A 14,452-nucleotide genomic window follows, 5' to 3' on the forward strand; every position below is an offset into this window, starting at 1 on the left:
TCCGCATGACCACCGATCCCGGCCCGGCGCACTGCGAGGTCGAGACCGCCACCGGCGCGTACGACCTCGATCCCGACCAGGCCGCCAACGCCGCCACCATCTCCGCCGTCGCGGCCTCCCGCCGCCTCCCGACGCGCGCCGTGACCATCGCGCTCGCCACCGCCATGCAGGAGTCCGAGCTGCGCAACATCGCGCACGGCGACCGCGACTCGCTCGGCCTCTTCCAGCAGCGCCCGTCGCAGGGCTGGGGCTCCGCGAAGCAGATCCAGGACCCGGTGTACGCGTCCGGCCGCTTCTACGACCACCTGGTCAAGATCCCCGGCTACTCCCGGCTGCCGCTGACCGTGGCCGCCCAGGAGGTGCAGCGCAGCGGCTATCCGCAGGCGTACGCCAAGCACGAGACCTCCGCCACGCTGCTCGCCGCGGCCTTCACCGGCCGCGAGCGGGCCGCCCTCAACTGCACCACGGGGGAAGGCGAGGAGACCGCGCCCGCGACCACGAAGCAGGTACGCGCCCAGCTGACAAGGGAGTTCGGCAAGGACCTCGTACCCGACCAGGAGCCGGCCGCCGCGGCATCCGGCAGCGGGCCCGAGGCCGAGGGCACCCTCCGCGTCCCCGCCGACGCCAACCGCGCCGAGAGCGGCTGGCAGTTGGCGCACTGGGCGGTGGCCCACGCCACCACCCTCCGGCTGGAGCAGGTCTCCTACGCCGGCCGGACCTGGACGTCCGGCGGAGACAACGGCTGGCAGAAAAAGGGCAATTCAGACGCCGGCCATGTACGACTCGTGACCACTCACTAGTGCGATCCGTCCCCTGACCGGGGCAACCGGATCAAGCAGGGTCCACGTCTCGACCACCCCCTCGGGCACCCCGCCCCAGCAGCCCAACAACCCGCGAAACAGCAGGTGATGGCGCCCTTCGCGACCTCCCGCCGAGATCCCCTTTGCCCGTTTTTGCGCTGAAACACATTATGCGACGCATTACCAACTCTTTACCTTGGCGGACCGCAACCTTCCGGGAAGTCACGCGGTAGTCACGGCGTCCGCTCCGGCGGGCAACGTCGAACCAGAATCCCTCCGTTAAAGGAGCAGCATGTCCCTCCCCATCTCGCGTCGGATCGCCCAGGCCGCGCTCATCGTCGTCGCCGGCGCGGCCACCTCGGTTGGCGCTGCCGGCGCTGCCTCCGCCGCCGAGCTGCCCGTCGTGGGTGCCGGCGGACTCGACACCAACTCCGTGAGCGACACCGCCGGTGACACCGTCGGCACCGCCACGGAGACCGCCAGCGGCCTGGCCGGCACCGCCACCGGCGAGGTGCTGCCCACCGCCACCGGCAAGGTGCTGCCCGCCGCCCAGGGCGCCGCGGGCCAGACCGTCGGCGGCGTGGCCCAGGGCGGCCTCCCGCTCGCCGGCGGCCTCGGCTGAGCAACCGGCACTACGCGGTAGGGGCCCAGCGAGCAACCAGCTCGCATGGGCCCCTACCGCGTTCCGGCCGCTTCGCTAGCCGTTCAGCCGCGCCACCGCCGCCGCCACCCGCTCGTCCGTCGCCGTGAAGGCGATCCGTACGAACCGGGCGCCTGCTTCTCCGTAGAACTCCCCGGGCGCCACCAGAATCCCGGACTTGGACAGCTCGCCGACCGTGTCCCAGCAGCTCTCGCCGCGCGTGGCCCACAGGTACAGCGACGCCTCGCTGTGCTCGATCGTGAAGCCCGCCGCCTCGAAGGCCGTCCGCAGGGCCGTGCGCCGGCGGGCGTAGCGCTCCCGCTGCTCCACCACATGCGCCCGGTCGCCGAGCGCGGCGATCATCGCCTCCTGGACCGGCTTCGCTACCATCATCCCGGTGTGCTTCCGGATGCCGAGCAGCTCCTTGATCACCGCGGGGTCGCCGGCCAGGAACGCCCCGCGATAACCCGCGAAGTTGGACCGCTTGGACAGCGAGTGCACCGCGATCAGGCCTTCGTGCGAGCCGCCGCAGACGTCCGGGTGCAGCACCGAGACCGGGTCGACGTCCCAGCCGAGCTCGATGTAGCACTCGTCGGAGACCAGCAGGATGCCGTGCTCGCGCGCCCAGCCCACGATCCGGCGCAGCTCGTCGGCCGACAGCGTCCGGCCGGTCGGGTTCGACGGCGTATTCAGCCACAGCACCTTCACGCGGGCCGGGTCCAGATCCGTGACCGGGTCCGCGTACGACACCGCCTCGGCGTGCGCCATCAGCGCGCCGATCTCGTACGTCGGGTAGGCCAGCGCGGGATACGCCACCTGGTCCCCCGGCTCCAGGCCGAGCAGCGTCGGCAGCCAGCCCACCAGCTCCTTCGAGCCGATCGTCGGCAGCGTGGCGTCCGGGTCCGCGGCCACGCCCAGCCGGCCCTTCAGCCAGCCGGCGATGGCCTCGCGCAGCGCCGGGGTGCCCCAGGCCATCGGATAGCCGGGGCTGTCGGAGGCGTCGGCCAGGGCCGTACGGATCAGCTGCGGGACCGGGTCGACGGGGGTGCCGACGGACAGGTCGACGATGCCGTCGGGGTGCGCGGCCGCGGCGGCTTTATAGGGCTCCAGCCGGTCCCAGGGAAAGACGGGGAGGCGGGCGGAGACTGCGCGCACGGCGGACGTCCTTTCTCAAGACTTGCTCGGTGCCGACAAGCCGGTCCCCGTACGGCCTGTTCCGTACGGGGACCTGGAGGCTGTACTCACACGGCGGCACTTACCAACATGGTGCAGGTCACTCGTCGTGTTCCTGCGGCGGCAGTGCCGCGATGACCGGGTGGTCCTTCTCGATCAGACCGAGCTTCGAGGCGCCGCCCGGGGAGCCGAGGTCGTCGAAGAACTCCACATTGGCCTTGTAGTAGTCCTTCCACTCCTCAGGAGTGTCGTCCTCGTAAAAGATCGCCTCGACCGGGCAGACCGGCTCGCAGGCCCCGCAGTCGACGCATTCGTCCGGGTGGATGTACAAGGACCGCTGGCCCTCGTAGATGCAGTCGACGGGGCACTCCTCGATGCAGGCCTTGTCCTTCAGGTCGACACAAGGCTCTGCGATGACGTAGGTCACGCTGTCGTTCCTCCTCGATACGGGCTGGTGCCACTGGGCGCGCGGGAGCGCGGCGTCGTCGATGCCCGCGTCTAGTATCTCCGTTCCCGGGTCCGGAACGAACAAGAGGGGCGGACAGCGCTGTGGAATTCACCACTCGGGGACTCCTGGAAGTCCGCATCACCCCGGCTGACGTGGGAAAACGCGTCTCGGTGCGGCTCCTGACCGGGTCCCCGGAGCCCGCCGCGCGGTTCACGGATGTCATCGGCGTGCTCACATCGTGGGACGCGGGCATCCTGCGTCTCACCAGGCGGGACGGGGAGATCGTCCGGATCGCGGAGGACACTCTGGTGGCGGGGAAGGTGGTGCCCGCCGCGCCGGCGCGGCGGCGGGGTCCGGCGGCGTCCGCCGAGGAGCTCACCCGGGTGGCGGCCCGCGGCTGGCCCGGGGTGGAGACAGAACGTCTCGGCGGCTGGGAGCTGCGCGCCTCGGGCGGCTTTACGAGCCGGGCCAACTCGGTGCTGGCGCTCGGCGACCCGGGGCTGCCACTGGACGACGCGCTGGCGCGGGTGCACGCGTGGTACGCGGAGCGGGGGCTGCCGGCGCTGGTCCAGGTGTCGACGGGCGCGGCGGACACGGAGGACCGGCTGGCGGCGGAGCTGGATGAACGGGGCTGGGGGATGCGCCGGCAGGCGCTGCTGCAGGTCGGCGCGCTGGCGCGGGTCGCCGATGAGGCGGCGGGGCCGGGAGCAGCCGCGGGGCCCGGGGAGACCGTGGGATCCGGGGAGGCCGTGCAGCTGTCCCGTACCACCGACGGCTCCTGGCTCTCCCTCTATAACCGCGCCGCCGCCATGCCGCCGGAGGCGGAAGCGGTACTGCACGGCGGGCCGTCCGTCTGGTTCGCGACCGTGCCCGGCGACGAGGAGGGCGCCCCGGCCGCCATCGGCCGCTGCGTCGTCGACGGCCGCTGGGCCGGCTTCGCCGCCGTCGAGGTGGCGCCCGCGTACCGCCGCCGCGGTCTCGCCACCGCCGTGATGGCGGCGCTGGCCGCGCGGGCCCTGGACGAGGGCGCCTCGGCGGCGTATCTCCAGGTGGAACCGGACAACGAAGCCGCGCTGGCGCTCTACGACCGGCTCGGCTTCAGCACCCATCACGCGTACCACTACCGGATCAGGCCCGGGGACTGAGCATGGAGCCACGGCAGGAGTTCGCCGACGAGGCGCGGGCCGAGCGGCCCGACCTGGCCCGGCTGTGCCTGCTGATCGGCGCCGTCGCCGACCCGGACCTCGGTGAACAGGGCATCGACGCCGCGCAGATGGAGCTCGACGAGCTGGCCGGGCGGCTCCCGTACCGGCCGGGCAGCCCGCACTCCTGGGCGGACGCCGCGGCCCGGCTGCTCGGGGAGGAGTGCGGCTTCCGCGGCGCGCCCGCGGACTACCGGCGGCTGGAGTCGTCGCTGCTGCACGAGGTGCTGCGGCGGCGGCGCGGGCTGCCGATCCTGCTGTCGGTGGTGTGGATCGAGGTGTGCCGGCGGGCCGGCGCGCCGGTCTACGGGGTGGCGCTGCCCGGGCACTTCGTCGTCGGCTTCGGCGATCCGGGCACGGCGGCCGGCGACTCGCTGGTGCTGGCCGACCCGTTCGACGGCGGCCGCCCGCTGGCCGACCGGGACGCGGAGCTGCTGGTGGTCGGCGCGACCGGGGCGGGCCTGACGCCGTCGATGCTGCGGCCCGCGGACCCGCTGGAAATAGTGCTGCGGATCCTGAACAACATCCGCGCCTGGGCCGCCTCCCGCCCCGAGCGCACGGACGTCCAGCTGTGGGCGCTGGACCTGTCCCTGCTGCTGCCCGCCCACCCGGCGCGGCTGCGCTACGAGCGGGCGCGGCTGCTGGTGGAGCGGGGCGAGTTCGCGGACGGGGCGCGCGAGCTGGAGGAGTACGCGTCGGTGGTCGCGGAGGTGGAGCCGGGGGCGGCGGAACGGGTGCGCCGGGAAGCCCGGTTGGCCCGGGCGCGATTGAACTGACGGCGGATTCCGGGGGCTCCGCCCCCAGACCCCCGATCGCCGCTTACAGCCAGCCCTTGTCGCGGGCGATCCGCACCGCGTCGGCGCGGTTCCGCGCCCCAGTCTTCTGGATCGCCGTCGACAGATAGTTGCGTACGGTCCCGTGCGACAGGTGCAGCGCCTGGGCCACCTCGGCGTTCGAGGCGCCGTCCGCGGCGGCCCGCAGCACGTCCCGCTCCCGCTCGGTGAGCGGGCTCGCCCCGTCCGCGAGGGCGGCCGCCGCCAGGGCCGGGTCGATGACCCGCTCCCCGCGCAGCACGCGGCGGACCGCGTCCGCGAGCTCGGCGGCGGGGGCGTCCTTCACCAGGAACGCGTCGGCGCCCGACTCCATCGCGCGGCGCAGATAGCCGGGCCGCCCGAAGGTGGTGAGGATGACGACCTTGAGGCCGGGCAGCGCGTCCCGTAGCTCCGCGGCGGCGTCGAGGCCGGTGCGGCCGGGCATTTCGATGTCGAGCAGTGCCACATCGGGCTCGGCGCTACGGGCCGCCTCCAGCACCTCGTCGCCGCGCGACACCTGTGCGACGACGTCGAGGTCGTCCTCGAGCGACAACAGCGCGGCGAGCGCCTCGCGCACCATGGCCTGGTCTTCGGCGAGGAGCACGCGGATCATGCCGGCGAGCTTATCCGCGCCAGGGGCACGTAGGCGCGCAACGCGAACCCGCCCCGCGCCCCAGGACCGGTCTCCAGCCGCCCGTCCGCCAGCACCAGCCGCTCCGACAGCCCGGCAAGCCCGTTGCCCTCGCCGCCCGCGGGCCCCACCCCGTCGTCCACGACGGACAGGCACACCTCGCCGTCGACGGTGACGGACACCGCGATCTCGCAGCGCCCCGCGTCCGCGTGCCGGACCACGTTCGTCACCGCCTCCTTCAACGCCCAGGCCAGCGCGGCCTCCCCGTCCCGCGACAGCGCCTCCGGCAGCTCGACCGCGTCGGCCACCACCTCGACCCCGCTCGTCGCCAGCGCGACCCGCGCGCCGGCCAGCTCCACCGCGAACTGCGGCCGCCGGTAGCCCGACACCGCCTCCCGTACGTCCACCAGCGCCTGCCGCGAGACCTTCTCGATGTCCGCCACCTGCGCCGCCGCGTCCGCGGGCCGCTCCGGGAGCATCCGCCCGGCCAGCTCGCTCTTCAGCGTGATCAGCGACAGCGAGTGGCCGAGTAGGTCGTGCAGGTCGCGGGCGAGGCGCAGCCGCTCCTCGCTCGCCGCGAGTTCGGCGACCGCCGCCCGCGCCTCGCGCAGCTTGCGCACGGTGAGCACGATCTGCCGTACGCCGACCATCGCGAAGCCGCCGAGCAGGGTGGGGATGAGCAGCCCGGGCAGCAGGTCGCGGTTCTCGTCGAGATGCAGGCCGATCCCGGCCAGCACGGCGGCGCACGCCGGGATCGCCCACTGCGCGTGCCGGGTCGGCAGCACCGCGCCGCAGGCCACCGTGGTGTAGACGAAGAGCACCAGCCACGCCTCGCCGAGCCCGTACGACAGCAGCACCGACAGCGCGGCCATCGCCGCGAGGACGCCGTACAGCCAGCGCGGGTGATCCTGGTCCTTCGTACGGAAGACGAGCGCGAGGTACGTCACGATGAACCCGGCCAGGCCGACCCAGCCGATGACCGTGGCCACCGCCGTATGCCCGCCGTCGAGCAAATCGCCGACGGGCGCGGCGAGATAGACCATCCAGATCGAGACCCACGCCAGCTTGATCAGGAACTGCTTGCGGGTCACCGGCGGCCGGCCGATCGCCGGCAGGGTGTCGTCGTCGACGTTCCGCCAGGGCGGCCAGCTCTTCTCAGCGGGCATTGCTCACGCCTTCCGCGTGTCGCGTCGGTACAGCCAGGCTGCCAGCGCGACGAAGGCGATCAGCCACGCTGCCAGCACCGCGATATCTGCCGCATGCGGTCCGCCGCCGGCCTCGATGGCCTGGCCAAGGGCAGCGTAATGGTGCGTGGGCAGGATGTCGGCGACCGTCTGCAGCACGTCCGGGAAGGTGGTGAACGGCACCCACAGGCCGCCGAGCATCGCCAGGGTGAAGTACACGACCATGGCGACGGGCCGGACGGCGTCGCCGGTGACCAGATAGCCGATGGCGACGCCGAGCGCCGCGAAGACGAAGCTGCCCACCCAGGTCGCCAGGCCGATCGCCGGCCACTGCCAGGCGTCGAGCCGGACGCCCTTGACCGTGGCGCCGGTGATCAGCACGAGCACGATCGAGGGCAGCGTGACCGTGGCGGCCGCGGCGATCTTCGCCACGACATACCCGCGCCCGGGCAGCGGCGTCAGCCGCAGCTGCCGCACCCAGCCGGAGTCGCGCTCCTTGGCGATACGCTCGCTGTTGGTCAGCAGCACGGCGGTCAGGGCGCCGAAGGCGGCCATGGACACCATGAAGTACTCGGCCATGTCCAGGCCGGTGCCCTGGATCGCGTCATTGCCGCCCGCGGTGATCAGCAGGTACAGCCCCGCCGGATAAATCACCGAGAAGAACATGTACTTCTTGTTGCGCAGGCTGCGCAGCACCTCGAGCTTGATGAGCGTCTTCACTTGTCCTCGTCCTCCGCGGTGGTGATGGCGATGAACGCCTGCTCCAGGCCGAGCCCGGAGACCTCCAGGCCGCGCGGGTAGAGCCCGGCGGCATAGAGCGCGTGCACGGTGGCGTCGGCGTCGCCGGACTGCATGCGTACTGTCCGACCGGACACCTCGAAGTGCCGCAACTCCGGCAAATCGCACAGCACTTCCTCCGGAACCGGACCGTCCAGATCGAAGGCGATCCGCCGCGCCCCCGCCCGCGCCTTGATCTCGGCGGCGGTGCCGTCGGCGAGCAGCCGCCCGCGGTGCAGTACGAGCACCCGGTCGGCGACCTCGTCGGCCTCCTCCAGGTAGTGGGTGGCGAACAGCACCGTCCGCCCCTGCGCGGCCTGCGCCCGCATCGCCGCCCAGAAGGCCTGGCGCGCGGAGACGTCCATGCCGGTCGTCGGCTCGTCGAGGACGATCAGGTCGGAGTCGCCCGCGGTGGCGAGCGCGAACCGCACCCGCTGCTGCTGGCCGCCGGAGAGCTTCTCCACCAGCCGGTCGCCGATCTCCGCGATGCCGGCGGCGGCCAGCACCTGATCCACGGGATACGGGCGCGGGTGCAAGTCGCAGGCGAGGCGCACCAGTTCGCGCACCTTCACCCCCTCCATCAGCCCGCCGCTCTGCAGCATCGCGCCGACCTTCCCGGCCGCGATCGCCGCGCGCGGCGTGGTGCCGAAGAGCTCGACGCGGCCGGCGTCGGGGTTACGGAGCCCGAGCAGCAGGTCGAGGGTGGTGGACTTGCCGGCCCCGTTGGGACCGAGAAGGGCGACGGTCTCGCCGGGGTGCAGCGTGACGGAGAGGCCGGCGACGGCCCGTACCGGACCAAAGGCTTTACCCACGCCTTCGAAGGCGACCGCGGCTGTAGTGGTGATGGTCATGGCACCACCCTGCGGCCCCCCAGGGGGTGCGCGGCAGTGCCGTCGATCCGGTCCTTGAGATGACAGATGTCAGTGTCGCGGACGGTCCTGAAGGTTTATTTCAATCTCATCAAGGTCGATGAAAGTAACTTCCCAAACCGCTGCGCCACCAGCAAGCTCACTCCCGCGGGACATGACATTCCCATGAACATTTTGCGCGGGATCGCCCCGTGTGCCTTGAGGAGGTCGGCTATGAGACGTTGGCGAGGCGCAGCCCCGCTGTTCGCCGTGGTTGCGGCGAGCAGCCTGGTGCTGACGGCGTGCGGCGACGACGGCGGCGGCGAGGGGGACAAGGGCAAGACGGGCGGCACCTTCGTCGAGGGGATCAACGAACCCGACAATCTGACGCCCGGGTTCACCACCAGCTCGTACTCGTCGACGGTCATCAACGCCCTCTTCGACCCGCTGACCGAGCTGACCCCGCAGGGCAAGGTCAAGATGCTCGACGCGCAGTCGGTCGAATCGACGGACCAGCAGAACTGGACCGTCAAGCTCCGCAAGGGCAGCAAGTTCTCCAACGGCGACCCGGTCACCGCCGAGTCGTACGTGGACGCCTGGAACAACGCCGCCTACGGCCCCAACGGCGCCGCCGCGAACTACTACTTCGCGAACATCGACGGCTACGACGCGCTGAACCCGGAGGAGGGCAAGCCGAAGGAGAAGACGCTGTCCGGCCTCAAGGTCGTCGACAAGCAGACCTTCACGGTGAAGCTGACCGGCAAGTTCAGCGACTACCCGCTCACCCTCGCCACCCCCTTCGCCTTCGCGCCGCTGCCGAAGGAGGCCCTGGACAACCCGAAGGCCTTCAAGGAGAACCCGGTCGGCAACGGGCCGTTCCAGATGGACGGCAAGTGGGAGCACAACCAGCAGATCAAGGTCAAGAAGACCAAGGGCTACACGGGCACCCGCAAGCCGAAGGTCGACGGCGTCACCTTCCGCGTCTACACCAGCGACGACACCCAGTACAACGACGTCCTGGGCGGCGGCCTCGACATCGGCACCGTGCCCGCCAACAAGGTCAAGGCGGCCAAGCAGCAGGTCGGCGACCGGCTGCAGACGATCCCCGCCGGCACCATGGACTACCTCGGCTTCCCGCTGTTCGAGAAGAAGTACCAGAGCGCGGACCTGCGCAAGGCGATCTCCATGGCGATCGACCGCGAGGGCATCGTCAAGGCGGTCTACGACAACGGCTTCAAGCCGATGAAGTCGCTGACCCCGCCGATCGTCCCCGGCTACCAGGCCGACGCCTGCGGCGAGTTCTGCGAGTACGACCCCGCCAAGGCGAAGGCGCTGCTGAAGAAGGCCGGCGGCTTCGAGGGCGACCTCACGCTGTGGTTCTCCAACGCCGACCCCACGTACGAGAAGTGGATGCGGATCGTTGCCCAGAACCTGAAGGACAACCTCGGCATCAACGCCAAGTTCAAGAAGGTCCCGGACTCCGACTACCTGACCACGCTGAACGAGGCGAAGCAGAACGGCCCGTACCGCAACAACTGGGTGATGGACTACCCGAGCGCCGAGAACTACCTCGCGAGCATGTGGGGCGTCGGCAACCGGATGGGCTGGAAGGGCAAGACGCACGACAAGTTCAACAAGCTCATCGACGAGGCCAAGGCCGCCGGCACCGACAGCGAGCGGGAGGCCAAGTACAACGAGGCCCAGCAGATCGCGATCGACGAGATGCCGATGGCCCCGCTGTGGAACTGGCAGAACTTCACCATCGCCTCCGAGAAGCTCGGCGAGGTGCCGATCGATTCGTACGCCTATGACGGCAACGGCGTCCGGATCGAGGACGTGACCGTCAAGTAACCCCCGTACGGAACGCGGCGAGGACGGTGCCGAGCACCACGGCTCCGTCCTCGCTCGCGTCTGCACCCCCGCATTACGGAAGGAGGCGAGTGCGGCATGTGGCGGTACACGGTCCGGCGGATTCTGCAGATGATCCCGGTCCTCATCGGCACCACCTTCATCATCTACGCGATGGTCTTCGCGCTCCCCGGTGACCCGATCCAGGCCCTGGCGGGCTCCAAACCGCTGCCGCAGTCGGTCATCAACGCCCTGCACGAGCGCTACAACCTCGATGACCCGCTGGTGGTCCAGTACGCGAAGTACATGGCGAACGCCTTCCAGGGCGACTTCGGCGAGACCTTCTACGGGCAGAGCGTGACCTCCGCGCTGGAGTCCCGCTGGCCGGTGACGCTCAAACTCGCCCTCGTCGCCTGGGTCTTCGAGCTGGTCGCCGGCGTCACGCTCGGCGTGTGGGCGGGCCTGCGCCGCGGCAAGTTCACCGACCGCGTCATCCTCGGCGGCACCACACTGATCATCGCCGTGCCGACCTTCGTGGTCGCGTACAGCGCGCAGCTGCTGCTCGGCGTGAAATGGGACATCTTCCCGGTGGCCGGGACCCAGGAGGGCTGGGTCAGCTACATCCTGCCCGGCATCGTCCTCGGCTCCTTCTCGCTCGCCTTCGTCGCCCGGCTGGTACGGACGTCGATCGCCGAGAACCTGCGCGCCGACTACATGCGCACCGCGCGCGCCAAGGGCCTGCCCAAGCACCGCGTCGTGGTCCGCCATCTGCTGCGCAACTCACTGATCCCGGTGGTCACCTACCTCGGCGTCGACCTGGGCAGCCTGATGTCCGGGGCGCTGGTGGTCGAGGCGGTGTTCAACATGCCGGGCATCGGCCAGGGCATCTTCCAGGCCGTGCAGACCAAGCAGGGCACCCTCGTCGTCGGCGTCACCACGATCCTGGTGCTGATCTACCTCTTCGCCAACCTCATCGTCGACCTCCTGTACGGCGTACTCGACCCGAGGATCCGCTATGAGTAACACCCAGTCCGGCACCGCCGCGGCCACCGCGACCACCGGCGGCACCGTAGCGGGCCGCAGTGCCTCACTGGCCGGCGACGCCTGGCGGGAGCTGCGGCGCAAGCCGTCCTTCATCGCCGGCCTGCTGCTCCTGCTGCTGGTCGGCTCGATGGCCGCCTTCCCTTCGCTGTGGACCTCGCGCGAGGCGAACGAGCAGTGCAATGCCCGGATGGCCAAGACCGGCCCCGAGTCGCTGAATCCGTTCAGCGGCTCCGAGCATCCCTTCGGCTTCGACGTCTCCGGCTGCGACTACTGGGCGCAGATGGTGCACGGCGCCCGCGCCCCCATAGTCATCGGCATCACCGTCACGCTGGTGGCGCTGCTGCTGTCGGTGCTGCTCGGCTCGCTGTCCGGCTATTACGGCGGCTGGCTGGACATGCTCATCTCGCGGATCACGGACATCGCCTTCGGCCTGCCCTTCATCCTCGGCGCGCTGGTGGTGCTGACCGCCTTCCCTGAGCACGACATCTGGGCGATCGTGCTGGTGCTCTCCGCGATGATGTGGACGACGATGACCCGGCTGATGCGCGGGCAAGTGATCGCCGCCAAGGACCAGGACTATGTGCACGCGGCGAAGATGCTCGGCGCGAGCGACCTCCGGGTGATCTTCCGGCACATCCTGCCGAACGCCATCGCCCCGGTCTTCATCTACGCCACGCTCAACATCGCCCTGGCCATCTCGGCGGCCTCGGTGCTCGACTTCCTCGGCGTCGGCCTGGACTATCCGAGCCTGTCGTGGGGCGTGCAACTCGCGGATGCGCAAGCGGAGTTCCTGGAACACCCGTATCTGATGGTCTATCCCGCGATCTTCCTGTCGCTGACCCTGCTGAGCTTCCTGATGCTCGGCGACGCGGTCCGCGACGCCTTCGACCCGAAGCTGCGGTGACGCACGATGACTGAACTGACAGATGTGAGCAAGACCGGGGCTGCCGGGGCGCACCACCCGCTGCTCGAAGTCGAGGACCTGCACGTCGAATTCCGCATGCAGGGCTCGACGGTACGGGCCGTCAACGGCCTCTCGTACACCCTGGAGAAGGGTCAGACCGTCGCCATCCTCGGCGAGTCGGGGTCCGGCAAGTCGGTGTCCGCGCAGGCCGTGATGGGCATCCTCGACACCCCGCCGGCGCATGTCACCGGCGGCTCGGTGCGCTTCCAGGGGCAGGAGCTGCTGACGCTGCCCGAGCGCGAGCGCCGGGCGATGTGCGGCAACCGGATCGCGATGATCTTCCAGGACGCGCTGTCCGCGCTGAACCCGGTGCACTCGGTCGGCATCCAGATCGCCGAGATGTTCCGGGTGCACCGCAAGGCGTCCCGCGCGGAGGCCAAGGCCAAGGCGATCGAGCTGATGGACCGGGTCCGTATCCCGTCCGCCGCCGCCCGCTTCGGGGACTATCCGCACCAGTTCTCCGGCGGCATGCGCCAGCGCATCATGATCGCGATGGCGCTGGCGCTGGAGCCGGACATCATCATCGCGGACGAGCCGACGACGGCGCTCGACGTGACGGTCCAGAACCAGATCATGAAGCTCCTGGCCAAGCTCCAGGAGGAGATGGAGATGGGCCTGATCCTGATCACCCACGACCTGGGCGTGGTAGCGGACGTCGCCGACAAGATCGTGGTCATGTACGCGGGCTCGGTCGTCGAACAGGCCGACGTCGAAGAGCTGTACGCCCGCCCAGGCCACCCGTATACGGAAGGCCTGCTGGCCTCGGTCCCCACCCTGGCCTCCAAGGGCCAGCGGCTGGTCCCGATCACCGGCCAGCCCCCGAACCTGGCCGCGATCCCGTCCGGCTGCGCCTTCCACCCGCGCTGCAAGCGGGCCACGGACCGCTGCCCGGTCGAGGTCCCGGCGCTGCGCGAGCCGGCGCCCGGCCATCTGTCCGCCTGCCACTATGCCGAGGAGGTGCTCGGTGACTGACGTCTCCAAGTCGGACGCCGTACCGGCTCCCCGTTCCGCGGCCGCAGCCCCGATCCTCGAGGTCCGCGACCTGGTGAAGCACTTCCCTGTGACGCAGGGGATCGTCTTCAAGACCAAGACCGGCGACGTACGGGCCGTGGACGGGGTGAACTTCTCCCTCGCCCGCGGCGAAACGATGGGCCTGGTCGGCGAATCCGGCTGCGGCAAGTCCACGCTCGCGAAGGTCCTGATGGCGATGGAGCGCCCGACCTCGGGCCAGGTCCTCTTCGACGGCCAGGACATCTTCCGCCTCCCGAAGGCGGAACTGCGCCGGATGCGCCGCCGCATCCAGATGGTGCTGCAGGACCCGTACACGTCGCTGAACCCGCGAATGACGGTCGGCGACATCATCGGCGAGCCGTACTCCATCCACAAGGACGCGGCCCCGAAGGGCTCGGCCCGGCGCCAGGTCCAGGAACTCCTCGAGGTCGTCGGCCTCGACCCGGACCACGTGAACCGCTACCCCCACCAATTCTCCGGCGGCCAGCGCCAGCGCATCGGCATCGCACGAGCACTGGCCCTGCGCCCGGAAGTGATCATCTGCGACGAGCCGGTATCGGCCCTGGACGTCTCGGTCCAGGCCCAGGTGATGAACCTCCTGGAGGAACTCCAGGACGACTTCGGCCTGTCGTACATCTTCATCGCGCATGACTTGAGCGTGGTCCGGCACATTTCGGACCGGGTCGCGGTGATGTACCTGGGCAAGATCGTCGAGACCGGGAACGACACCCAGATCTACGACCACCCGACCCACCCGTACACCCAGGCGCTGCTCTCTTCGATCCCAGTCCCGAACCCGGTGCTGCAGAAGCAGCGGGAGCAGATCGTGCTGGAGGGGGACGTGCCGTCCCCGACGAATCCCCCGTCGGGCTGCCGCTTCCGCACGAGGTGCTGGAAGGCGGAGGACCGCTGCGCGGTCGAGGTGCCGGAGCTGGTGGTGCGGGATGGGTCGGGGCATCCGAGCGCGTGCCACTTTGCGGAGGAGCGGACGATGCTTTAGCCCTGAGGCAGCCCGGAGCCACCCCCGCCCCGCCCCAGCAAGGTTGGGGCGGGGCGGGGGTGGCTGGGGG

General features: G+C 70.5%; 15 protein-coding genes. 9 read left to right on the forward strand and 6 right to left on the reverse strand.

From position 1 onward, the window contains the following. Positions 1-5: 5 nt before the first annotated feature. On the forward strand, positions 6-800 hold the full coding sequence (locus G5C51_RS17455) for a hypothetical protein (RefSeq protein ID WP_240929728.1): 795 nt from the start codon (positions 6-8) through the stop codon (positions 798-800). A gap of 292 nt (positions 801-1,092) precedes the next feature. Then, positions 1,093-1,422 carry an ATP-binding protein gene (locus G5C51_RS17460; RefSeq protein WP_165238350.1) on the forward strand — a complete coding sequence of 110 codons (330 nt, stop codon included), beginning with the start codon at positions 1,093-1,095 and terminating at the stop codon, positions 1,420-1,422. A gap of 75 nt (positions 1,423-1,497) precedes the next feature. Here G5C51_RS17460 and dapC read toward each other — a convergent pair whose 3' ends face one another. Both dapC and fdxA read right to left on the reverse strand, forming a co-directional pair. Next, positions 1,498-2,595, reverse strand: coding sequence for a succinyldiaminopimelate transaminase (dapC, locus tag G5C51_RS17465; RefSeq protein WP_165238352.1), 1,098 nt, complete (start codon positions 2,593-2,595; stop codon positions 1,498-1,500). Between the two features lie 118 nt (positions 2,596-2,713). Continuing rightward, positions 2,714-3,040 carry a ferredoxin gene (gene fdxA, locus G5C51_RS17470; protein WP_165238354.1) on the reverse strand — a complete coding sequence of 109 codons (327 nt, stop codon included), beginning with the start codon at positions 3,038-3,040 and terminating at the stop codon, positions 2,714-2,716. 122 nt (positions 3,041-3,162) lie between these two features. Here fdxA and G5C51_RS17475 point away from each other — a divergent pair, with 122 nt between their 5' ends. Together G5C51_RS17475 and G5C51_RS17480 are read left to right on the forward strand one after the other, a co-directional pair. Continuing rightward, on the forward strand, positions 3,163-4,206 hold the full coding sequence (locus G5C51_RS17475; RefSeq protein WP_165238356.1) for a GNAT family N-acetyltransferase: 1,044 nt from the start codon (positions 3,163-3,165) through the stop codon (positions 4,204-4,206). A gap of 2 nt (positions 4,207-4,208) precedes the next feature. Next, the gene (locus tag G5C51_RS17480; RefSeq protein WP_165238358.1) at positions 4,209-5,039 is read left to right on the forward strand and encodes a transglutaminase-like domain-containing protein; all 831 of its coding nucleotides are present in this window, start codon (positions 4,209-4,211) and stop codon (positions 5,037-5,039) included. A 43-nt stretch (positions 5,040-5,082) separates the two neighbouring features. Here the strand turns inward: G5C51_RS17480 and G5C51_RS17485 are convergent, their stop codons facing one another. Genes G5C51_RS17485 through G5C51_RS43060 form a run of 4 tightly spaced genes read right to left on the reverse strand, consistent with a single transcriptional unit; the run spans position 5,083 to position 8,518 of the window. After that, positions 5,083-5,688, reverse strand: coding sequence for a response regulator transcription factor (locus tag G5C51_RS17485; RefSeq protein WP_165238360.1), 606 nt, complete (start codon positions 5,686-5,688; stop codon positions 5,083-5,085). Further along, positions 5,685-6,872: a sensor histidine kinase gene (locus tag G5C51_RS17490; protein WP_165238362.1), complete on the reverse strand. Its 1,188-nt coding sequence runs from the start codon at positions 6,870-6,872 to the stop codon at positions 5,685-5,687. The genes G5C51_RS17485 and G5C51_RS17490 overlap by 4 nt, the downstream gene beginning before the upstream one ends. A gap of 3 nt (positions 6,873-6,875) precedes the next feature. After that, positions 6,876-7,610 (reverse strand): ABC transporter permease, encoded by a 735-nt coding sequence (locus G5C51_RS43055; protein WP_165238364.1) that lies wholly within the window; start codon positions 7,608-7,610, stop codon positions 6,876-6,878. After that, positions 7,607-8,518, reverse strand: a complete 912-nt coding sequence (locus G5C51_RS43060; RefSeq protein ID WP_165238365.1) for an ABC transporter ATP-binding protein — start codon at positions 8,516-8,518, stop codon at positions 7,607-7,609. Before G5C51_RS43060 ends, G5C51_RS43055 begins: the two co-directional genes overlap by 4 nt. A 231-nt stretch (positions 8,519-8,749) precedes the next feature. Between G5C51_RS43060 and G5C51_RS17505 the strand changes: the two genes are divergently transcribed. From G5C51_RS17505 to G5C51_RS17525, 5 genes are all read left to right on the forward strand, one after another. Next, positions 8,750-10,366, forward strand: a complete 1,617-nt coding sequence (locus G5C51_RS17505; RefSeq protein WP_165238367.1) for a peptide ABC transporter substrate-binding protein — start codon at positions 8,750-8,752, stop codon at positions 10,364-10,366. 96 nt (positions 10,367-10,462) lie between these two features. Further along, a complete protein-coding gene (locus G5C51_RS17510; RefSeq protein WP_165238369.1) occupies positions 10,463-11,386 on the forward strand; it encodes an ABC transporter permease in 924 nt (307 codons plus the stop codon). Further along, a complete protein-coding gene (locus tag G5C51_RS17515; RefSeq protein WP_165238371.1) occupies positions 11,379-12,311 on the forward strand; it encodes an ABC transporter permease in 933 nt (310 codons plus the stop codon). The genes G5C51_RS17510 and G5C51_RS17515 overlap by 8 nt, the downstream gene beginning before the upstream one ends. Before the next feature lie 6 nt (positions 12,312-12,317). Then, a complete protein-coding gene (locus tag G5C51_RS17520) occupies positions 12,318-13,343 on the forward strand; it encodes an ABC transporter ATP-binding protein (RefSeq protein ID WP_165238373.1) in 1,026 nt (341 codons plus the stop codon). Then, on the forward strand, positions 13,318-14,382 hold the full coding sequence (locus G5C51_RS17525; protein WP_165238375.1) for an ABC transporter ATP-binding protein: 1,065 nt from the start codon (positions 13,318-13,320) through the stop codon (positions 14,380-14,382). Before G5C51_RS17520 ends, G5C51_RS17525 begins: the two co-directional genes overlap by 26 nt. Positions 14,383-14,452 lie beyond the last annotated feature (70 nt).

The sequence above is a fragment of the Streptomyces coryli genome (assembly GCF_011044975.1).
Classification (GTDB): domain Bacteria; phylum Actinomycetota; class Actinomycetes; order Streptomycetales; family Streptomycetaceae; genus Streptomyces; species Streptomyces coryli.